General features: G+C 71.5%; 15 protein-coding genes. 8 read left to right on the top strand and 7 right to left on the bottom strand.

Annotated elements, in window-relative coordinates; translation table 11 throughout:
* Positions 1 to 202 (top strand): sugar transferase (locus tag Manayef4_RS21785; protein ID WP_139140177.1); only part of this gene is annotated, 202 nt, incomplete at its 5' end.
* 13 nt (positions 203 to 215) lie between these two features.
* On the opposite strand, the gene cysC is transcribed toward Manayef4_RS21785, so the two are convergent.
* The gene (gene cysC / locus Manayef4_RS21780) at positions 216 to 2,102 is read right to left on the bottom strand and encodes an adenylyl-sulfate kinase (protein WP_035958213.1); all 1,887 of its coding nucleotides are present in this window, start codon (positions 2,100 to 2,102) and stop codon (positions 216 to 218) included.
* Between the two features lie 35 nt (positions 2,103 to 2,137).
* On the opposite strand from cysC, the gene Manayef4_RS21775 reads away from it, so the two are divergent.
* From Manayef4_RS21775 to Manayef4_RS21765, 3 genes are all read left to right on the top strand, one after another.
* Positions 2,138 to 2,950, top strand: coding sequence for a 3'(2'),5'-bisphosphate nucleotidase CysQ (locus tag Manayef4_RS21775; protein WP_070133177.1), 813 nt, complete (start codon positions 2,138 to 2,140; stop codon positions 2,948 to 2,950).
* A 196-nt stretch (positions 2,951 to 3,146) separates the two neighbouring features.
* Positions 3,147 to 4,052: a sulfate adenylyltransferase subunit CysD gene (gene cysD, locus Manayef4_RS21770; protein ID WP_070133175.1), complete on the top strand. Its 906-nt coding sequence runs from the start codon at positions 3,147 to 3,149 to the stop codon at positions 4,050 to 4,052.
* A complete protein-coding gene (locus Manayef4_RS21765) occupies positions 4,052 to 5,296 on the top strand; it encodes a GTP-binding protein (protein WP_070133174.1) in 1,245 nt (414 codons plus the stop codon). The genes cysD and Manayef4_RS21765 overlap by 1 nt, the downstream gene beginning before the upstream one ends.
* 31 nt (positions 5,297 to 5,327) lie before the next feature.
* Here Manayef4_RS21765 and Manayef4_RS21760 read toward each other — a convergent pair whose 3' ends face one another.
* The 3 genes from Manayef4_RS21760 to Manayef4_RS21750 all read right to left on the bottom strand — a co-directional run bounded on the left by Manayef4_RS21760 (position 5,328) and on the right by Manayef4_RS21750 (position 8,880).
* On the bottom strand, positions 5,328 to 7,553 hold the full coding sequence (locus Manayef4_RS21760) for a hypothetical protein (RefSeq protein WP_070133173.1): 2,226 nt from the start codon (positions 7,551 to 7,553) through the stop codon (positions 5,328 to 5,330).
* A 5-nt stretch (positions 7,554 to 7,558) separates the two neighbouring features.
* Positions 7,559 to 7,840, bottom strand: coding sequence for a hypothetical protein (locus tag Manayef4_RS21755; RefSeq protein ID WP_011435787.1), 282 nt, complete (start codon positions 7,838 to 7,840; stop codon positions 7,559 to 7,561).
* Positions 7,841 to 7,998: 158 nt separating this feature from the next.
* The gene (locus Manayef4_RS21750; RefSeq protein ID WP_070133171.1) at positions 7,999 to 8,880 is read right to left on the bottom strand and encodes a pyrimidine reductase family protein; all 882 of its coding nucleotides are present in this window, start codon (positions 8,878 to 8,880) and stop codon (positions 7,999 to 8,001) included.
* A 178-nt stretch (positions 8,881 to 9,058) separates the two neighbouring features.
* Here Manayef4_RS21750 and zapE point away from each other — a divergent pair, with 178 nt between their 5' ends.
* Positions 9,059 to 10,231 (top strand): cell division protein ZapE, encoded by a 1,173-nt coding sequence (zapE, locus tag Manayef4_RS21745; RefSeq protein WP_070133169.1) that lies wholly within the window; start codon positions 9,059 to 9,061, stop codon positions 10,229 to 10,231.
* Positions 10,232 to 10,557: 326 nt separating this feature from the next.
* Here the strand turns inward: zapE and treZ are convergent, their stop codons facing one another.
* The 3 genes from treZ to glgX all read right to left on the bottom strand — a co-directional run bounded on the left by treZ (position 10,558) and on the right by glgX (position 17,743).
* Positions 10,558 to 12,339, bottom strand: coding sequence for a malto-oligosyltrehalose trehalohydrolase (gene treZ / locus Manayef4_RS21740; protein WP_070133167.1), 1,782 nt, complete (start codon positions 12,337 to 12,339; stop codon positions 10,558 to 10,560).
* Positions 12,340 to 12,978: 639 nt separating this feature from the next.
* Positions 12,979 to 15,474, bottom strand: a complete 2,496-nt coding sequence (treY, locus tag Manayef4_RS21735) for a malto-oligosyltrehalose synthase (protein ID WP_254665786.1) — start codon at positions 15,472 to 15,474, stop codon at positions 12,979 to 12,981.
* Positions 15,464 to 17,743, bottom strand: coding sequence for a glycogen debranching protein GlgX (gene glgX, locus Manayef4_RS21730; RefSeq protein WP_070133165.1), 2,280 nt, complete (start codon positions 17,741 to 17,743; stop codon positions 15,464 to 15,466). Before glgX ends, treY begins: the two co-directional genes overlap by 11 nt.
* Before the next feature lie 125 nt (positions 17,744 to 17,868).
* Between glgX and Manayef4_RS21725 the strand changes: the two genes are divergently transcribed.
* The 3 genes from Manayef4_RS21725 (at position 17,869) to Manayef4_RS21715 (ending at position 20,207) form a co-directional block, all read left to right on the top strand.
* Positions 17,869 to 18,303, top strand: coding sequence for an NfeD family protein (locus Manayef4_RS21725; protein WP_011435794.1), 435 nt, complete (start codon positions 17,869 to 17,871; stop codon positions 18,301 to 18,303).
* A gap of 127 nt (positions 18,304 to 18,430) precedes the next feature.
* Complete coding sequence (locus tag Manayef4_RS21720) at positions 18,431 to 19,375, top strand: SPFH domain-containing protein (RefSeq protein ID WP_011435795.1); 945 nt, start codon at positions 18,431 to 18,433, stop codon at positions 19,373 to 19,375.
* 298 nt (positions 19,376 to 19,673) lie between these two features.
* Complete coding sequence (locus Manayef4_RS21715; protein WP_070133164.1) at positions 19,674 to 20,207, top strand: DUF3145 domain-containing protein; 534 nt, start codon at positions 19,674 to 19,676, stop codon at positions 20,205 to 20,207.
* The last annotated feature ends 151 nt before the right edge of the window (positions 20,208 to 20,358 follow it).

The following is a 20,358-nucleotide window of genomic DNA, read 5'->3' as shown; positions in this document are numbered from 1 at the left end:
CTACGAGGACGACGTGCACCGCCGGCTGATGGTGAAGCCGGGGCTGACCGGCCTGTGGCAGATCAGCGGCCGGTCGGACCTCGAATGGGACGAGTCGGTCCGTCTCGACCTGCGCTACGTCGAGAACTGGTCACTGGCGATGGACTTCGTCATCCTCTGGCGCACCGTGTTCGCCGTGCTGCGTCGCGAGGGGGCGTATTAGGGGGCCCGCATGATCAGCTAGTCAGCCAGCCGGCGTGGCGTAGGTGGTCGATGATCCGGTCCACGGCGTCCTCGGCGGAGAGCTCCGCGGTGTTCACCGTGACGTCGGCGTCGGTCGGCGTCTCGTACGGATCGGACACGCCGGTGAAGGCGGGCAGGACGCCTGCGCGCGCCTTGGCATAGAGCCCCTTGCGGTCCCGCGCCTCGCACACCTCCAGCGGTGTGGACACGTGTACCAGCACGAATCCGCCGCCTGCGGCCCGGACCATCCCCCGGACCTGGGCGCGCACGTCGGCGTACGGCGCGATCGGCGCGCACACCGCGGTGCCTCCGGCTCCCGCGACCTGGGCCGCGACGAAGCCGATCCGTCGGACGTTGATATCGCGGTCGGCGCGGGAGAATCCCAGTCCCTGGGACAGGTGGGTCCGCACGACGTCCCCGTCGAGCAAAGTGAGCCGGCGTCCGCCGTATTCCAGCAGTCGACAGACGAGCAGGCCGGCCAGCGTCGACTTCCCGGAGCCGGACAGCCCGGTGAGAAACACGGTCAGGCCCCGCTTCGAACGTGGTGGGATGGCGCGGGAGAGCTCCGCGGCCACCGTCGGCGGGGTCAGTTCGGCCGGTATCGGGTTGCCAGCGTCGAGCAGCGAGGCCAGCTCCATCCGCCCGGGTGCCCCGATCGCCGGCCCGATGAGGCTGCCGGTCAGGCCGTAGAAGCTGGCCAGATGCGCCCGCTGGGCGGCGAGTTTCGCCAGTTCGTCGGCGGAGCTCGCCGCCGTCTCCACGCCTGTCCAGGCCGCGCCCGCCGCCGCCCACGCGATGTCCGCCAGGTCCGTCGGCGCTGGGGGGGCGGGCGTCACGGCCGTGGCCGGGCCCGGTACCCCTGCCGCCGCGTCGCTCGGTTTCGCGGATGTTTTCAGGACCGTCGCGCTCATGCCCGGTTCGCGGGGGGTGGCCAGCGCCTCCGACGGGATGACCGGAACGAGGACCAGCAGGCTGCGGTGCTCCGGCGTTCCCGCCTCGCCGGCTTTCGGCCGCCGGTAGGGGTCTGGCGGCGGTTCCGACCGCCGGCCGGCAACACCCGGCGGGCTGATCGCGTCGGCGGCGAGCGCCTCCGAGGAGAGCGTCGCCTCGGCGGCCCGCAACGGGGCGTCAACCGCCTTGAGAGCGGCGAGCAGGCAACGGACCCGCAGGTGATGCTCGGCGTCCGCGGGATCGGCGCCACCCACCGGGGCGAGGACGACACACCGTTTGCCCTGCCGGGTCAGCGCCCGGATCCGGCCCACGTCCGCCGTGTGGAGCAGGCCGTCCGCCCACACCGCCCAGCACGCGCCGGAACCCGCCTCGAGGCTGATCCAGCCTCGGGCGAGCAGCTCGGCCCGGACCTGGGCCGGGGTGAGCCGCAGGCCGGGATGATCGGGGTGGTGGGGCAGCCGGATGCCCTCGACCGTGCCGACTAGCCGGACCCGGGGTCCGTCCGGCCCCCCCGGCTGGTCCGGCAGGGGAATGGTCGTTCGGAGGTGCAGCGCCGCGATCATCACTCCCTCGGTGTCCCGCAGGGCCGCCGTGGAACTCGGTGTCAGTGCCTCGGCCTCGGCCGCGCCGACGACGAGGGTCGGCACCGGCACGCCGTTGATCTCGGGGTCCTCGGGATAACCGGGTTCCGACCCGAAGGCACCGAGCAGCAGCAGTTCCAGCTCGGCGAGCTGGGTCGGGCGCAGGGTCAGCGACGGCCAGGCGACCGACGCGGCCGTCAGCTCCGCGCCCCGGGCCGGCGTCGCCAGGACGGGGGTTGGTCCGGACCCGCCGGACTTGCCAGATCCGCCGGTCACACCGGCGGCACCGTTGGCACCGGACCTGGGGTGGTGATCAGGATCGGGGGCGGGATGGGAGGTGGTACTCACACTTGCGACGGTAGCTGGTGACAGACTCCATCCCAATGAACACCGATGACACCCGCCCGCCGTCCACCGTGCCGGTCGACATCGCGACCGACGAACTCGATGACGACGTCCTGGCCCGACGGTTGGCCACGGACGCCGGCAAACTGCTGTTGCGGATCAGGGAGGAGGTCGGGTTCGCCGAACCCGCGACCCTGCGTGACGCCGGGGACGCGCGTTCGCATCAGCTCCTGACCCGGGCGTTGGCGCGGCACCGCCCGCGGGACGCTGTGCTGTCCGAGGAGGGCGTTGACGACGTCGCGCGGCTGTCCGCGGAGCGGGTCTGGATCGTCGACCCCCTGGACGGCACCCGCGAGTTCGCCGAACCCGGCAGGTCGGACTGGGCGGTGCATGTCGCGCTCTGGCAGGCCGGCGAGCTCGTCTCGGGCGCGGTGGCGCTGCCGGCGCTCGGGTTGACGCTGTCCAGCGCGGGCGGGCTGCCGCCGCAGCTGGYCGGGGCGCGTCCGCCACGGATCGTGGTCAGCCGGACCCGGGCCCCACAGCTGGTCACGGAGGTCGCGGAGGCACTGGGCGCCACCATCGTCCCGATGGGTTCGGCCGGTGCGAAGGCCGGCGCCGTCATCCGCGGGGAAGCCGAGATCTACCTGCACGCCGGCGGCCAGTACGAGTGGGACTCCGCCGCCCCGGTGGCGGTCGCGCGGTCGGCGGGGCTGCACACCAGCCGGCTGGACGGCTCGCCGCTGCGGTACAACCAGCCCGACCCGCTGTTGCCCGACCTGGTCATCTGTGCTGCGAGCTGGGCATCGGAGGTTCTCCGGGCGATCGGCGCCGCGGGGGGCTCCGGCGGTTGAGGCGCGTGCCTGCGGAGTGCGCTCGGAGCGGCCGCGGAGGGTGGCGATTGTCGATCCATGGTTGTTCTGGATGGCGTCGGTCGTGGATGTGGGTCCACCGTGAGGGGCGTAATGCCGCCGAAACCGCCGGCAGGGCCGCCGTGTCCGCTACTTTGGTGGGACACATCGCCTCGACGGGGGGTTTCGCGTGCCGGTGATGGGTTACGAGCTCACCCAGCTGCAGATGCTTGAGGCCGAGGCCGTCCACATCTTCCGCGAGGTGGCCGCGGAGTTCGAGCGTCCCGCCCTGCTGTTCAGCGGCGGGAAGGACTCGATCGTCATGCTCCGGGTCGCGCAGAAGGCCTTCTGGCCCGCGAAGCTGCCGTTCCCCCTGCTGCACATCGACACCGGGCACAACTTCGACGAGGTCCTCGAGTTTCGGGACAGGCGGGCGGCGGAGCTCGCCGCCCGCCTGGTGGTCGGTTCCGTCCAGGCCGCCATTGACGAGGGCGTGCTCACCGAAGACACCCGTCCGGGAGCCTCGCGTAACCAGCTACAGACACCGGTGCTGCTCGACGCCATCGCCGACAACAAGTTCGACGCGGTGTTCGGCGGCGCGCGYCGGGACGAGGAGAAGGCGCGGGCCAAAGAGCGAGTTTACTCCTTCCGGGACGAGTTCGGCCAGTGGGACCCCAAGAACCAGCGCCCCGAGCTGTKGTCGCTCTRCAACGGCCGGCACCGCCCCGGTGAGCACATCCGGGTGTTCCCGCTGTCGAACTGGACCGAGCTCGACATCTGGCKGTACATCGCCCAGGAACGGCTGGAGATCCCCTCCATCTACTACGCGCATCGCCGGGACGTGTTCGAGCGTGACGGCATGCTGCTGGCGGTCACGCCGCTGACCCGCCCCCTGGCCGGTGAGACGGCGGCGCCCCGGCAGGTGCGCTATCGCACGGTGGGCGACATCACCTGCACCGGAGCGGTCGAGTCAACCGCGGCGACCGTCGAGGAGGTCATCGCCGAGGTGGCCACCACCCGGCTCACCGAACGCGGCGCGACCCGGGCTGACGACCGGGTCAGCGAGGCGGCGATGGAGGACCGTAAGCGGGAGGGGTACTTCTGATGGCCGAGTTGCTGCGGGTCGCGACGGCGGGGTCCGTCGACGACGGGAAGTCGACCCTGATCGGGCGGCTCCTCTACGACACGAAGTCGCTGTTCTCCGACCAGCTCGCCGCGGTCGAGCGGACCAGTCGGGAGCGCGGCGACGGCTACGTCGACCTCGCGCTGCTCACCGATGGTCTGCGGGCCGAGCGGGAGCAGGGCATCACGATCGACGTCGCGTACCGTTACTTCGCCACGCCCCGGCGGTCGTTCATCCTCGCTGACACCCCCGGGCACGTGCAGTACACCCGCAACATGGTCACCGGCGCGTCCACCGCCGACCTCGCGCTGCTGCTCGTCGACGCGCGCAAGGGGGTCGTCGAGCAGACCCGCCGGCACGCCTTCCTGACGTCCTTGCTGCGCGTGCCCCATCTGGTGCTCTGTGTGAACAAGATGGACCTCGTCGACTTCGATCGGGACGTCTTCGAGAAGATCAAGGAGGAGTTCCRGCACTTCGCGGCGAAACTGGAGATCGTCGACGTCACGACGATCCCGATCTCCGCGCTGGGCGGGGACAACGTGGTCTCCCGGTCGCCGAGCACTCCCTGGTACGGGGGCAGCTCGCTGCTGCACCACCTGGAGGAGCTCCACATCGCCTCCGACCGCAACCTCATCGATGTGCGCTTCCCGGTGCAGTGGGTGGTCCGRCCGCGGAACGACGACCTGCACGACTACCGCGGGTACGCCGGTCAGGTCGCCGGCGGGGTGCTCAAGCCCGGCGACGAGGTCGTCGTCCTGCCCTCCGGGCTGACCACGCGGATCGTCGGCATCGACACGTTCGACGGCCCGGTTGACGAGGCCTTCCCGCCGATGTCGGTGACCATCCGGCTCGAGGACGATCTGGACGTCTCCCGGGGCGACATGATCGCCCGGCCGATGAACCAGCCGACCGTCGGCCAGGAACTCAACCTGATGGTCTCCTGGATGGTCGACGCCCCGCTGCGCCGCCGGGCCCGGATCGGGATCAAGCACACCACCCGTTCGGTACGGGCGATGGTCACCGACATCTGCTACCGCGTCGACATCGACACCCTGCACCGCGACGAGACCGTCGAGACGCTGGGTCTGAACGACATCGGCCGGATCGCCCTGCGGACGACGTCCCCGCTGTGCTACGACCTGTACCGCCGCAACCGGAACACCGGCAGCGTGCTGCTCATCGACGAGTCGACCGGGACCACTCTCGGCGCCGGGATGATCATCTAGCCGGTGGCGACGGGGAGAGCCGGGGGCCGGGTCAGCCCGGCCGCCGCCCCCAGTCCGGTGGCAGGGAGGATCCCCGGCTGCCGGCCCGGCCGTCGAGGAACGAGATGCGGTCGTTGTTCGCGACCATCGCCGGGCTCGCGAGCCAGGCGGCATAGGCACGCCGCTGGGTCGGCGTCATCCGCGCGGACGGACGCGGATTCCCCGAGGCGTCGAGGAAGTTCTCCGCCGGCGAGGTGATGAACCCGTCGGCCCTCGGATCGCCGGTGTAGACGCGGCACGGCCCGCCGGCGGGGGCCACCGCGATCGGCCGGAGCGGGTCACGATCCCGGCGGGCCCAGAGCCGGCGGGCGCTGGTCTCGTAGGCCGCCGCCCAGCCGGGCAGGACCCGGGAGGCGTCTCGCAGGTCCGCGACGACCTGGGCGGGGCGGGTGGTCGGCAGGTCGCTGTAACGGGCCCGGATCCAGGCCTCGATCATCTCCACGGTGACCCCGACGCCCAGATGGACGAAGGTGCCCGGTGGGTTCGTCGGATCGATGGACTTGCCCACCTCCCCGAGCACGTCGAGCAGCACCGCCTGCTGCCGGCGGTGGGCGCCGACCGCGTCGGCATGCTCGCGCAGCACCGCCTCGGTCGCATCGGCGAGGGCGCCGGCGAAGAACGCCTGCGCGCGTTCGACCCGCAGGTAGCCCAATGCCAGGGGGCTCGACGAATACCCGCCGGGGGCCGTTTTCCAGCCCTGGACCGAGGCGGCCACCTGGTCGTCGAGACGAAGACCGTAGGTCGTGACATCCTGGGCGAGCAGACCGGCCAGCGCCCCGCCGCGCAGGCACTCCCGCAACAGCGACTCCCACGCCTCGAGCGGGATCAGCTCGACCAGGGCGGACTGCGCCGCCGCGGCCCCGGCCTGCGGGTCCACCGTGGGACCGGGGACCACGGCGGTGACGGCGTCGTAGAGCTCGTCCCGATAGGTCCGTAGCGCCGGGACGAGGGCCGCCCGCAGCCGGAGGAGCAATGGCCGGTCACCGGTCGCCTGGACGGCCCCGGCCAGCCGGGAGACGAACGAGGCCGAGGCCCGCGGATCGGCACGGCGGCTCTCCTGGCTTCCCGCCGCGGCCACCAGCCGGATCCAGGCATCTTCCAGGGATCGGGCCGTCGCGAGATCCACCGGCAGCGGAAGGGCGAGCACGGCCGCGCCGCGCAGGATGGTGTCGATGTGGTCCGCCGCGAACCGGGCGGCCAGCGCCGGGGTCGCGGCGATGGCGTCCAGCAGCACCCCCTGGTAGTCGGTGACGGTCGGTCGGCCCCGGCTCGTGGGCCCGGCCGCGGCGGGGGCGAGCAGGCCGACGTCGTGYGGCGCCGACGGGGCGACCGCGGCGTCACCTGGTCCGTTACCCGGTCGGTCACCCGGTCCGAAGGCCATCCGGCCCAGCCGGTCTAGCAGCGCACTGTCGAGGCGGGCCGAGGCGAGCAGGGGGGTCAGTAGGACCGTCTCGGCCGTGTCGGTCCTCCCGGCGGTGTTGAACCGACCGAGCCAGGCGGCGTCGAGAGTTCGCCGGTGGCTGTAGGAGGCCAGGGTGGCGCCGAGGATCCGTTCGGCCTCCCGCCGGTCGAAGCCGAGCGGTTCGGGTGGACGGTGGACCATCGGCCCCCGCGACAGTCCCTCCACCCGGTAGAGCAGCCGCGCGAGCCCGTCGGGTCCCAGCGCGTCGTGAAAGCCCAGGACGAAGTCCGGATCGTTCATCCGGGACCGCAGCACGGTCAGCGCGTCACGCGGGGTGACCATGCCTGAGGCGTTTCCGCCCGTTCCGCCCCGGCCCGTTCCGCCCCGGCCCGTTCCGTGCCGGCCTGATCCGTGCCGGTCCGGCTCGTCCCCCCGCAGCGAGTGCGCCAACGCCCGTCCGGCGGCCACGGCCTGCTCGGAGGTGCGGGGCGCCTCGGAGGTACCAGGAATGCCCGGCGCCTCGCGGTGCACCGGCCGCCGAAGCGGGGCGGATGTCGGCCTGATCGTGATGCCGATCCCGTCGTCGACACCCTCGGCGAGACGCAGCCGGCGCCGCAGCATGGTGACCTCGGCCTTGACTTCGTCCTCCAGCGCGCCGAGCCGTTCCGCCGGGGTGGGCGGCAACCCGGCATCCGTCAACGCCGCGACGAGGGAGCGGGACCAGGAGCGCAGCAGATCCCCGGCCTCGGCCACGCTGGACACCAGCACACGCATCCGGTCGGGGTCGACGAGCACCCGGTCGCTTGGTCCGGGCATGCGCGTCAGCCGACCTTCCGCGGCCCGCCGGGGCCCGCCGGGGCGAACGCTGTCTCGCGGACCTGCAACGCTGTCTCGCAGGCCTGCACGCACCGATCGAGGGCCATGGCCGCCTCCGCCGCGAGCCGCCGCATCCGGCGTTGCCAGACCTCGGCCTGACGACCCTCCCAGGCCTCGGCACCGACCGCCGAGATCCGCTCCAGCGCGGCGGCTACGTCCAGCCGGGCACGCCGGGCTTGGGTCAGGGCGACGGCCACCGTCGCGCGACGTCCCTCGGGCACCGTCATGCGCACACCACCCAGGTCGTGATCAGGTTTACCGGTGGCGACGCTAACAGCGGCCCGCCCGCCCGCGCCCGCGCGGCGACGCGACTGTGGATGACGCCGGTGCCGGTTCGGCCGCCTGTGGATGACGCCGGTGCCGGTTCAGCGCCGGTAACGCCGGTTCAGCGCCGGTAACRCAGGAACAGGAMGTCGTCCTCGGCGAGGATCYGGGTCAGGGTGAGCGCGGCCGGTGCCGGCCACGGCTCGCCTTTCATGATCCCGAGTCGGCCCGGTCCGGCCAGTACCGGGGCGATCGTCAGGCACAGCTCGTCGAGGAGACCCGCCGCGGCGAGCTGGGAGTGCAGCAGCGGACCGCCCTCGGTGAGGATGCGGGTCATTCCCCGTTCCGCCAGGGCCCGGACGGCGAGGTCGGGTTCAACGGCGCTGCCGCCGCAGATCGCGATGTCGGCGACCGCCGCCAGCCGCCGGCGCCGATCGAGGGGCGCGGTCTCGCAGGTCAGTAGCACCGGTCGGATCTCCCCGCGGAACAGCCGGGCACCCGGGTCGAAGCCCGCCGTCGCGGTCACGACCGCGATCGGGGGCACCGCCGCGAGCCCCGCGGCGACGCGCCGCTCCCTCCGTTCGGGCGGGATGACCACCGGCCCGTAGTTCTCCGTCCGGGCAGTGCCGGCACCGACCAGCACCACGTCGCTGAGCCAGCGCAGCAACCGGAAGACCCGCAGGTCGGCTTCCCCGCCCAGGGGGCCCGAGCGGCCGCCCACCTCGGCGGCCCCATCGACCGAGGCCACGAAGTTTGCCCGGATGTAGGGGGTATGCGCGGCGGACGGGGGGTAGGCGTACACCTCGTCGAGATCGATGTCCTCGATGTCCTCGACGGCCTCGATGTCCTCGATGGYCTTCCTCGCGAGCCCGGCGCCCGCCGCGGCCGTGGAGTCTGTGGTCGCTGCGGCGTCTGTGGTCGCCGCGGCCTTTCCGGGGGCCACCGCCCCGGCGGCCCCCGCGGAACCGGCGAACGGGGGTGGAACCGGGAAGATACGTCGCACCGGGCCGACTGTAACGGGCGACGGTGCTGGTCATCCGATCGGCGGCGAACCCAGGTCGGCGGCGAGCCCATGGCCGGCCCGGGGCCGATCAACCGTTGTGGTATCGCGGTCGTTGTGACGTCGGCCGCGATACCGCGGGCCGGGACGGCGGGTACGGGCGTCTCCGTACGCTGGGCGGGTGGCGCAGCGTCTCGTCGATCGCCGGCCGATTGTGCCGCCCGGGGACCTGGTCGCGGCGCTCGTCCCGCCGCCCCGGTTCGAYGCGGTCCGGTTCGCCGGCTACCTGCCCGATCCGGCCGAGCCGAGCCAGGCCGCCGCGGTCATGGCGCTGTCCGCKTTCGCCGACCGGTTGACCGCCTCGTCCGGGCGGTCCAGCCGTTCAGATCGTTCCAGCCGTTCCAGCCGTTCCAGGTATGCGGGCCATTCTGGGAAKGGCGGCCTGTGCGGGCTCCTGACCCGGGGGACGGGGGTGTCGGGTCCGTTCGGATCGGGCCCGCGCCGTTCCGGAAGCGCCGGTCCGTCCGGAATGCGGCCGGGGGTGTACCTCGACGGCGGCTTCGGCGTCGGTAAGACCCACCTGCTCGCCTCGCTGTGGCACGCCGTGCCCGGTCCGAAGGCGTATGGCACGTTCGTAGAACTGACCTCCCTGGTCGGCGCGTTGGGATTCGCCGCGACCGCGCGGGCCCTCGCGGGCCTGCGCCTGGTCGCGATCGACGAGTTCGAGCTCGACGATCCCGGCGACACGGTGCTGGTGTCCAGCCTGCTGACTCGGCTCGTCGAGGCCGGTGTCCACCTGGCCGCGACGAGCAACACCCAGCCGGAGGACCTCGGTGCCGGTCGGTTCGCCGCCGCCGACTTCCGCCGTGAGATCCAGGGTCTGGCGGCCAGCTTCGACATCCTCCGGGTGGACGGGGAGGACTATCGGCACCGGGGTCTTCCGGCCGCGCCCCCGCCGTGTACCGACGACGAGGTCGGCGCGCGGGCGGCTGCCGTGGAGGGGGCGACCGAGGACGGATTCGCCGCGCTGTGCGAGCACCTCGCCGGGCTGCACCCCTCCCGGTACGGCGCGCTCGTGGCCGGGGTCACCCTGGTCTGCCTGCACCGGGTCGTGCCGGTCGAGGATCAGGCGGTGGCGTTGCGGGTGGTGGTCCTCGCCGACCGGCTCTACGACCGGTCGATCCCGGTCGTGGCCTCCGGCGTGCCCTTCGGGGAGCTGTTCGGAGCGGAGCTGCTCGCCGGGCCGCATCGCAAGAAGTACCAGCGGGCCATGTCCCGGCTGAGCGCGCTGGCTCGGGACGCYGCGGCGGGGAACGACACCGCGGGCCGCGTCGCCGGGATGCTGCCCGGCTGACGCACCCGGCCGGGTGCGGCGGCCCGAACGTGCGGCTGACGCACCCGAGTGGGGTGTCGGAGCCTGCGGTCCGGACGCCGGACCGGCCGGAGTATCTGTTCGCCGTTCCGGGCGTGGACGACCCGCTGGCGGTTGTGCCGAGGCCTGCGACCATGGGTGCATGGGAACCTACGTCGTGCTGCTCGTCATGGTGTTGTTGGTGGGGCTGGCGGTGCTGGGCGGACTCTATTTCGTGCTGTCCAGGGACCACACCCGGCGCTGACGGCTGGTGCGCTGACGGCTGGTGCGCTGACGGCTGGTGCGCTGAGGGCTGGTGCGCGGACAGGTCAGCCAGCGGTCGGCTCGACCGGGGGGAGCAGGCGGATGATCACGACCGGCTCGCCGTCGAGTTCCACCCGTCCCGGCATGTAGGTGAACCCGTGGGCGGATGCGGCCGGGGCGTCGAACGGGACGCCGTCGAGGGGGACGGCCTGCCGTTCGGCGGCCAGGTTCACGACGATCGCCACGTCGCCGCGACGGACCACCAGCCAGCGGGCCTCCTCGTCGAAGGTGCACGCGACCGAGGACCACGCCGGGTCGGTCAGCGCCGGCAGCCGGCGACGCAGCGCGATCAGCCGGCGGTGCCAGTCCAGCAGGTCGGAGTGACCCTCCCGGCCTGGTTCGGACCAGTCGAGTTTCGACTGCTGGAAGGTCGCCGGGTCCTGGGGATCGGGAACGTCCTGCGGCTCCCAGCCGTGGGCGGCGAACTCGGCGCGCCGACCCTCCCGCACCGCGTCCCCCAGCCCGGGGGCGGTGTGGTCGGTGAAGTACTGCCAGGGGGTGCGGGCACCCCACTCCTCGCCCATGAACAGCATCGGGGTGACCGCCGAGGTGAGCAGCAGGGCCGCACCGATCCGGAGCAGGCCGTCGCTGAGCGTGGCTGACGCCCGGTCGCCGGCGGCCCGGTTGCCGATCTGGTCGTGGTTCTGCAGGAAGGTGACGAACCGGTAGGCGGGCGTGGTCGGGGGGATCGGCCGGCCGTGGGAGCGCCCGCGGAACGTCGAGTAGCCGCCGTCGTGGACGAACCCACTGGTCAGCGCGTGGGCGAGGGTCGAGATCGAACCGAAGTCCCCGTAGTACCCCTGCCGTTCGCCGGACAGGGTTGCCCACAGCGCGTGATGGATGTCGTCGCACCACTGCCCGTCCAGGCCGTACCCGCCGGCCTCGGGTGYGGCGACCAGCTTCGGGTCGTTGAGGTCCGACTCGGCGACGGCGAACAGCGGGCGGCGCAGCTGGGCGCCGAGCCGGTGGACCGCCTCGGCGATCTCCTCCAGCAGGTGYAGTGCCCGGCTGTCCTGAAAGGCGTGGACGGCGTCGAGACGCAGCCCGTCGCAGTGGTAGTCGCGCAGCCAGGACAGGGCGCTGTCGATGATGAACGTGCGGACCTCGTCGGAGCCGGGGGCGTCGAGGTTGACCGCGGGGCCCCACGGAGTGCTGTAGCGGTCGGTGAAGTAGGGCCCGAAGCGGCCGAGGTAGTTGCCGTCCGGACCGAGATGGTTGTAGACGACGTCCATGATCACGCCGAGGCCGCGAGCGTGCGCGGYGTCGACGAAGCGCTTGAGCCCGTCCGGGCCGCCGTAGGGCTCGTGCACCGCGAACAGACCGACGCCGTCGTAACCCCAGCCGTGCCGGCCCGGGAAGGCGTTGACCGGCAGCAGTTCGATGGCGTCGATGCCGAGCTCGACGAGATGGTCGAGCTTGCCGATGGCCGCGTCGAAGGTGCCCTCCGGGGTGAACGTCCCGACGTGCAGCTCGTAGAGCACGCTGCCGGCCAGCGCGATGCCCCGCCAGGTCCCGTCGGTCCAGGGGAAGGTCGAGTGGTCAACCAGCCGCGACCGGCCGTGAACCCCCAGCGGCCCCGGCTGCCAGGCCGATCGGGGGTCGGGCAGCTCCTCGCTGCCGTCGTCGAGCAGGAAGGCGTAGTCCGTGCCATGCTTCGCGGACGGGACGTTGACCCACCACCACCCCCGTTTCCCGGCGGTCATCTCGTGCGTCGAGTCGCCGGCGGAGCCCGCCACGACCAGGCTGACCGTCTTCGCCTCAGGGGCCCACAGCCGCAGGGTGCTCATCGGTCTTGTCTACCTGCCAGAGCCGTCGGACACGCCGTGACGGCGACAATGGTGACGACATCGGTCCCCGGCCGAAGGCGCCCGGCTGCCCGGCATGCCGAGCCGGATGGCACCGAGATGGCAGCGAGATGGCAGCGAGGTAGTCCCCGGAGGGGRGGGCAGCCGCCGCGCGATGCCTCCACATCTTGATCGTATGGCACCGTTATGCCATGATTTTGCTGTCGTGATGTTCGACCGGAGGTTCGCTGCACTCCCGCCCCTCCGCCGGGCCTACGACACGCCGTCCCACCTGCGCGTTGATTTTCGGGTCMTCATGATCCCTACGAGGGATTGCAACATGACCATGACGAACCGGCGGGTGGGCCACCACCAGGTCCTCATGATCCCTACGAGGGATTGCAACATGACGGGCGTGAGCCGGTGCGCGATGTCATTTGCCAGGAGCCTGGGACCAGGGTCTTGCCATGACCTAGGGACCATCTTGCGGCTGCCGGGACCTTGCCGCACGCGCGGTGGAACGCACGGGCGGCTGAACGGTCTGGCTCAGGGTCGGTGAGAGGCAGGCGACCCAGCCGTGAGCCGCCCCTGCCAGCCCGGCCGCGGGCCACCAGATGTTGGYCGGGGCCGGCCTGCCGCGTGCTACGCGCGGACGAGCAGGCTCACCGGGAAGTCGCGTAGCAGCCGGAGCACATAGGCGGTGCCGCCGTCGTGCTTGCGGCCGGTGAGCACGTCCGTCCAGCGTCCCTCGGGCAGGGGGATGGTGGYGTCCCGCCAACCGCCGCCGCGGCGCAGGCCGAGGACAAGCCGGGGCACCACGGTGACGACGGACTCGGACCGGCTGAAGGCGACGACGTTCTCCGCGGCCGAGCCGGAGGCCCACAGCGGCCGGTAGATCGCGTCCGCCCCGAACCATTCGGGATGGTCGCGGCGGGTCCGTAGCGCCCGGGCGACGACGAGCAGCTTCGCCGCGCCGGAGTCGTCGAGGGTCGGCGGGCGCCGCGGCGCACCGGTCTCGGCGGTCGACTCCACACCGATCTCGGCGAGCAGCTTGGTGCGGTCACCGTAGTTGACCGCCCGCCGGTTGTCCGGATCGACGAGGGAGAGATCCCACAGCTCCTGGCCCTGGTACACGTCCGCCACCCCCGGCATGGTCAGCTGGAGCAGCTTCTGGGCCAGCGAGTTCTGCCGGCCCAGCTCCACCAGCGTGGCGACGTACCGCTCCAGGATGCCGACGAACTCRTCGTCCTCCAGCACTGACTCGATGTAGTTCGTCAGGGCCGCCTCGTAGCCGGGGTCCTGGTCGGTCCAGCTCGTGTGGGTCTTCGCTTCCCGGACGGCCTTGAGCATGTACTGCGTGGCCCGGTCGGCGGGCAGCGGCCAGGCGCCGACCAGGGTCTGCAGCAGGAAGTAGACGGTGACCCGGTCGGGCCAGCCCTGCTCGGTGTCGCGGTGGCGTTCCCCGAGCCGCGCGAGCCGGCCGGCCACCTCGGCCCAGCCGCGGGGGTCCTCAGACAGCACCGCGAGCCGGGCCCGCACATCCTCCGACCGCTTGGTGTCATGCGTGGRCAGGGTGGTCATCGTCAGTGGCCAGTTTCGCTGGACCGACAGGTTCGCCTCGTGGAACTCGGTGACGGCGCTGCGTGGGTGCCCGGTCGTGAACGCCGGGAAGCGGCCGGGGTTGCCGCCGACCTCGTTCAGTGCCAGCAGCCGGGCATACCGGTAGAAGGCGGTGTCCTCGATGCCCTTGGCCATCACCGGCCCACAGGTCTGCTGGAACCGGACGACGAACTCGGCCGGCCCGCCCAGCGCCAGGTCCTCGATGAGATCGACCTCGGTCGCCCGCCCCGGCAGGTGGGACCGGGCCTGCTCGCAGGCGCGGACCACGTGCCCGCGGGCCTCCAGGCTCGGCGTGCCGTCTGGGCGGATGTAGGCCCGGTAGACGTCGAAGGCGGCGAGGATCTCGCACATCGCTTCGTGCAGACCGGTTCGGGTGAGGTCGGCCCGGGCCTCCCTGGCCTCCCCGAGCGCGAGGCTTGTCAGCCGGTCCACCTCGGGCTGGAGCACGCCCGCGAGGACGTCGAGCTTGGCGGCCCGCGCCTCGGCCTCGTAGTCGGGGTCCGCACGGGTGATCTCGCCGTAGAGCACCGCGAGGGGATGACCCGCCATCGGGTCGAGAAACAGCCGGGTCAGCCGGCCGATCCCCTCGTAGCCGGTGGTGCCGTCGCAGGCCCAGGTGTCCGGCAGCGCCTCGTCATCCTCCAGGATCTTCTCGACGACGGTCCACACCCCGCCGGTGGCCTCCGACAGCCGGCGCAGGTAATCTTCCGGGTCCGCGAGCCCATCCGGATGGTCGATGCGCAGCCCGTCGAAGGTCCCCGCGCGGACCTGTTCGATGAGAATCCGGTGCGTGGCGGCGAACACGTCCGGGTCCTCCTGGCGCAGCGCCGCCAGGGTCGTGATATCGAAGAACCGCCGGTAGTTCAGCTCGGTCGCGGCGACCCGCCACCAGCACAGCCGGTAGAACTGCGCGTCGAGGGTCGCGGCGACGTCGTCGGGGTTGGCGGTGCCCGCGGCGACGGGCAGCACGTGGTCGTAGTAGACGACGACCCAGTCGCCGTCCTCGTCCTGTTCGACGGAGATCTCCCCGGCCGCCAGGCAGTCGGCGAGCCCGGCGCCCAGGATCGGCACCAACACCCGGCCGGGGTTGTCGGGGGAGGCCCAGTCGATGTCGAACCAGCTGGCGTAGGGGGATTCGGGTCCCTCGCGCAGCACCGACCACCAGGCCGCGTTCGTCGTTTCCGGGGCGATCGCCATGTGGTTGGGGACGACGTCGACGATCAGGCCGAGTCCCGCCTTGCGGCACGCGGCGACGAGCCGGCGCAGCCCGCCGGCTCCCCCCAGCTCGGGATTGATCTGCCCGTGCTCGACGACGTCGTAGCCGTGGGTCGAGCCGGGCGCGGCCTCCAGCACGGGCGAGAGGTACAGGTGGGAGACGCCGAGCGTGGCCAGGTAGGGGACGACGACCGCCGCATCGGTGAGGGAGAAGTCCAGGTTGAGCTGGAGCCGGTAGGTGGCGGTCGGTACCACCCGGTCGGCGCCGTACCCCCCGTCGGGGTGCGTCGGGTCAGCTGACACGGCGCAGCACGACGGTCGAGCGGGCGTCGAGTTCGATGGGATCGCCGGCCTTCACGGCCCTTCCCATGCTCGCGGGATCGAGGGCCGAGTGGAGCAGCGCGGTGTCGCTGAGCCGGGCGTCGACCTCGGCCGTCGACGCCCGGGTGTCGACGACGATCTCCCACGAACTGCCGAAACTGGTCGCCGGCGCCTGGAACCCGACCGGTTCATGGTGGGCATTGAAGAACAGCAGGAACGAGTCGTCGATGATGGCCTGGCCCAGCGCGTCGGGGTCCGGTATCCCCTCACCGTTGAGGTAGACGCCGAGTGATCGCGCCGTCCCGGACTCCCAGTCGCTGTCGGACATCTCCGTGCCGTCCGGGCGGAGCCAGGCGATGTCCTTGACGGCGGGGTCGTCCTTGACGGCGGGGTCGTCGCCGGAGCGCCCGCCACTGCCGTCCGCGTCCTGGCCGCCCGCCTGCCCGCCGGTGACCGCCTCGGCCGCGCCGTGCGTCGTGCCGCCCTGCCCGCGCAGCGACTTGCCCTGGAAGAACCGGCGGCGGCGGAAGATCGGATGATCATGGCGCAGCCTTGACAGCATGCCGGTGAACTCGATCAGGTCGGCGTTGCGCTCGGCGTCGGACCAGTCCAGCCAGGAGATCGGGTTGTCCTGGCAGTACGCGTTGTTGTTGCCCTGCTGGGTGCGTCCCATCTCGTCTCCGGCGACCAGCATCGGCACCCCCTGGGACAGCAACAGCGTCGTCAGCAGGTTACGGGTCTGCGCGGCGCGCAGGGACAGGACGGTCGGGTCGTCGGTGGGCCCTTCGACTCCGCAGTTCCACGACCGGTTGTCGTCGGAGCCATCCCGATTGTCCTCGCCGTTGGCYTCGTTGTGTTTTTCGTTGTAGGAGACCAGGTCGTGCAGGGTGAACCCGTCGTGCGCGGTGATGAAGTTGATCGATGCCCACGGCCGGCGCCCGCTGTTCTCGTACAGGTCGCTCGATCCGGTCAGCCGGGAGGCGAACTCGGCGATCCCGTGGTCCTGCCCGCGCCAGAAGCCGCGGACGGTGTCGCGGTATTTACCGTTCCACTCGGTCCACAGCGGGGGGAAGTTCCCCACCTGGTAACCGCCCTCGCCGAGGTCCCACGGTTCCGCGATCAGCTTGACCTGGGAGACCACCGGATCCTGCTGGACGAGGTCGAAGAACGATGACAGCCGGTCGACGTCGTAGAACTCCCGGGCCAGGGTCGCCGCGAGATCGAACCGGAACCCGTCCACGTGCATGTCGGTGACCCAGTAACGCAGCGAGTCCATGATCAGTTGTAGCACGTGCGGGTGTCGTACCCGCAGGCTGTTGCCGGTGCCCGTGTAGTCCATGTAGTACTGGGGACGGTTGTCCACGAGCCGGTAGTAGGCGCTGTTGTCGATGCCGCGGAAGCACAGCATCGGACCCATGTGGTTGCCCTCGGCGGTGTGGTTGTAGACGACGTCGAGGATCACCTCGATTCCGGCCTCGTGCAGGTTCTTGACCATTCCCTTGAACTCCTGCACCTGGCGGCCGTGGCCGCCGGAGGCGGAGTAGCCGCTGTGCGGCGCCAGGAACGCGATGGAGTTGTAGCCCCAGTAGTTGCRCAGCCCGCGGCTGACCAGATGCTCGTCATGGACGAACTGGTGCACCGGCAGCAGCTYGATCGCGGTCACGCCGAGCTTGCGATAGTGGTCGATCATCACCGGGTGGGCGACTCCCGCGTAGGTCCCGCGGTACTCCTCCGGCAGGCCGGGATGGTTCTTGGTCAGCCCCCGGACATGCGCCTCGTAGATCACCGACTCGTTGTAGGGCCGGCGTGGCGGGCGGTCCCCGTTCCAGTCGAAGAACGGGCTGATTACCACCGACTTCATCATGTGGGGGCCGGAGTCGGYGTCGTTGACGCTGTCGGGGTCGCCGAAGGTGTAGGGGAACACCGCCTGGTCCCAGGCGACCTCCCCGTCGACCGCCTTCGCGTACGGGTCGAGGAGGAGCTTGGTGGAGTTGCAGCGCAGCCCTCGGGCGGGGTCGTAGGACCCGTGGACCCGATAGCCGTAGCGCTGGCCCGGTCCCACGGTGGGAAGGTAGGCGTGCCAGACGAAGGCGTCCCGTTCCCGCAGGTCGATCCGCTCCTCGTTGCCCGCGTCGTCGAACAGGCACAGCTGGACCCGGTCGGCGACCTCGGAGAAGATCGCGAAATTTGTGCCCGATCCGTCGTATGTGGCGCCCAGGGGATAGGGGCTGCCGGGCCATACCTGTGACATACGACCGAAGCCTACGGGCCGAACGGTATTCGCGGGCCGGGGTCGCTTCATCCCGGGTTCGCGGGGCCTGCGATCCTTGAAGATTCTTTGATCGCCTGCTGAACGCCGCAGTCTATCATGGAGTCATGTCCGACGGGACGATCTGGATCGTCATCGCCGGCGCCCTGGTCGTCGGCGAACTACTGACGCTGGACCTGACGCTGGCGATGTTCGCGCTGGCCGCGCTCATCGGGGCCGGTGTCGCGCTGCTCGGCGTCGATCTGGTCTGGCAGATCGTCGCCTTCGTGGTCGCGGCGGGTGGATTTGGGCTGGGACTGCGTCCGGTGGCGAAGCGTCAGCTGCAACGTACGCCGCCCCTGCTCACGGGTGCCGACGCGCTCGTCGGAGAGCGCGCGATGGTGGTGGAGCGGGTCGACGGCGGCGGGGGTCGCGTGAAGATCAAAGGAGAGATCTGGTCGGCTCGGTCCTACCCCACCACCACCGTGCTCGAGGCCGGCAGCGAGGCGCGGGTGCTGCGCATCGATGGTGCCACCGCCATCGTCCACAGTTTCGAGCTCTGACGACCGGGGCCCCGGCGCCCCCGGCGATGCCAGTGGATGTGACAGCGCCGACATCGGGCCGGCCGGCCTTCAACCGGCCGGCATCGGGACGGCCGACATCGAGGGGGCTGACAGTGAGGGGTACGCCATGGCAGGAGTGATCGCCGCCGCGGTGATCGCGGTGGTCCTACTGATTTTTCTGGTCCGGGCGGTGCGCATCGTGCCGCAGGCGCGCGCGATGGTCATCGAACGGCTGGGCCGGTATCACCGCACGCTGACGCCGGGCCTCGCGATCCTGGTCCCGGTTGTCGACCGGGTCCGTGACCGCATCGACCTTCGGGAGCAGGTGGTCAGCTTCCCGCCGCAGCCGGTGATCACCGAGGACAACCTGGTGGTCGGGATCGACACGGTGATCTACTTCCAGGTCACCGACCCGCGGGCGGCGACCTACGAGATCGCGAACGTGATCCGGGCGATCGAGCAGCTGACCGTCACCACTCTGCGCAACGTGATCGGTGGGATGAACCTGGAGGCGACCCTCACCTCGCGGGACCAGATCAACGGGCAGCTGCGCGGCGTGCTCGACGAGGCCACCGGAAGGTGGGGAATCCGGGTCAACCGGGTGGAGCTCAAGGCCATCGATCCGCCGAAGTCCATCCAGGACTCGATGGAGAAGCAGATGCGGGCCGAGCGGGACCGCCGGGCCGCGATCCTGACCGCGGAAGGCGTCAAGCAAAGCGAGATCCTGCGGGCCGAGGGGGAGAAGCAGGCCGCGATCCTGCGGGCCGAGGGGGAGCGGGAGGCGCAGATCCTCACCGCTCAGGGCGAGGCCCAGGCGATCGACACCGTCTTCCGGGCGATCCACGAGGGTGACGCGGACCAGAAACTGCTGGCCTACCAGTACCTGCAGACGCTGCCGCGGATCGCCCAGGGGCAGGCGAGCAAGTTGTGGATCGTGCCCAGCGAGCTGACCACCGCCCTCGGCGGCCTCGGTGGCCTGTTCGGCGGTGCGGACCAGGCGGACAAGACCGTCGGGACCCGTCCCGCGCCCTCCGAGGGCCCGTCCGCGGGACCTCCGTCAACCGGTTCGTAACTCCCGGGTCTCCCGGCCCGGCGGTCCGGCGGCTCGGCGGTCCGGCGGCTCGTCGGCCGTCGTCGCCTGATCTTTTCGGGTGACCCGCCTCCTCGGATGACCTGCCCGATCGGCCCATCCCGAGCCCGTCACCAATGGTTGGTGCGGACAAGACTTCCGGCCATTTAGTGATACTTCAGGAGGAGGTAGGGCTAGTCCGCTGAGCCGGACCATGGGACGATTCACTCAGCCGAACGGGGGCGGGTCGACGGGCGCAGGGGAAGGCGTTCCTCGTCGACGGAGGTCCCGCGTGGTCGCAATGTCCCCGACAGCTCGTGAGCTGTCATCCGGCTCGTCGTCCTTCGCCGTGCCGGGCAAGCTGGCGGTTCTCRCCTGTCCGCCGGCGCTGTGCCCGCACCTGGAGTTCACCGTGTCCGGCGTTCTGTCGTCGCCAGTGTCGTTGACCTGGACGGCGCAGCCCGGCATGCCCGGATTTCTCTTCGCCGGGCTGGAGTGGCGGGCGTCGCCTGCTACCGCGGGGCGGGTGGCTGGCGCGCTGCGCCGGCTCGGGCATGTCACGTTCGAGACCGTCGAGGGACCCTCACCAGGGTGTGACGCCGAGCGGTACTCATACACCCCCGAGCTAGGGCTGCACCGCGCCGCGATCGCCGCGAACGGGGACGTCGTCGTGGGGGAGGCGGCGCTGCGGGCTCTGCTGGAACGGGGGGAAGCCCGGGAGACGCTCTCCCGGGGCCTGCACCGGCTGCTCGGAACCGCCTGGGACGACGTGCTCGAACCGCTGCGCCGGGGCGCCCACGGCGCCCCGGTCACCTGGCTGCGCCGGACCGGGTAGCCGGGTGGGGGCAGCCAGGTGACCGGGGCGCCGGCCGTGCCGTCCGGCTGCCGCGGGAGAGCTGCCGGACGTCGGCCGGGCGGGCTGGCGGGGTGGACGAGGCTCCTGGGCTGCGGAAGATCAGTGCGGCAACGTCGTCGGTCAAGGCCAG

It is taken from the genome of Frankia sp. CgMI4 (assembly GCF_001756285.1).
Classification (GTDB): domain Bacteria; phylum Actinomycetota; class Actinomycetes; order Frankiales; family Frankiaceae; genus Frankia; species Frankia casuarinae.
The sequence above is the reverse complement of the archived record's forward strand: the minus strand, read 5'-3'. Positions and strand labels throughout refer to the sequence as shown.

Bases quoted from the DNA above. Each gene is read 5' to 3' on its own strand.
- Manayef4_RS21755 (WP_011435787.1), bottom strand. From the start codon at position 7,840: ATGACGGTGCCCGAGGGACGTCGCGCGACGGTGGCCGTCGCCCTGACC.
- Manayef4_RS21725 (WP_011435794.1), top strand. From the start codon at position 17,869: ATGTCCGACGGGACGATCTGGATCGTCATCGCCGGCGCCCTGGTCGTC.
- Manayef4_RS21720 (WP_011435795.1), top strand. From the start codon at position 18,431: ATGGCAGGAGTGATCGCCGCCGCGGTGATCGCGGTGGTCCTACTGATT.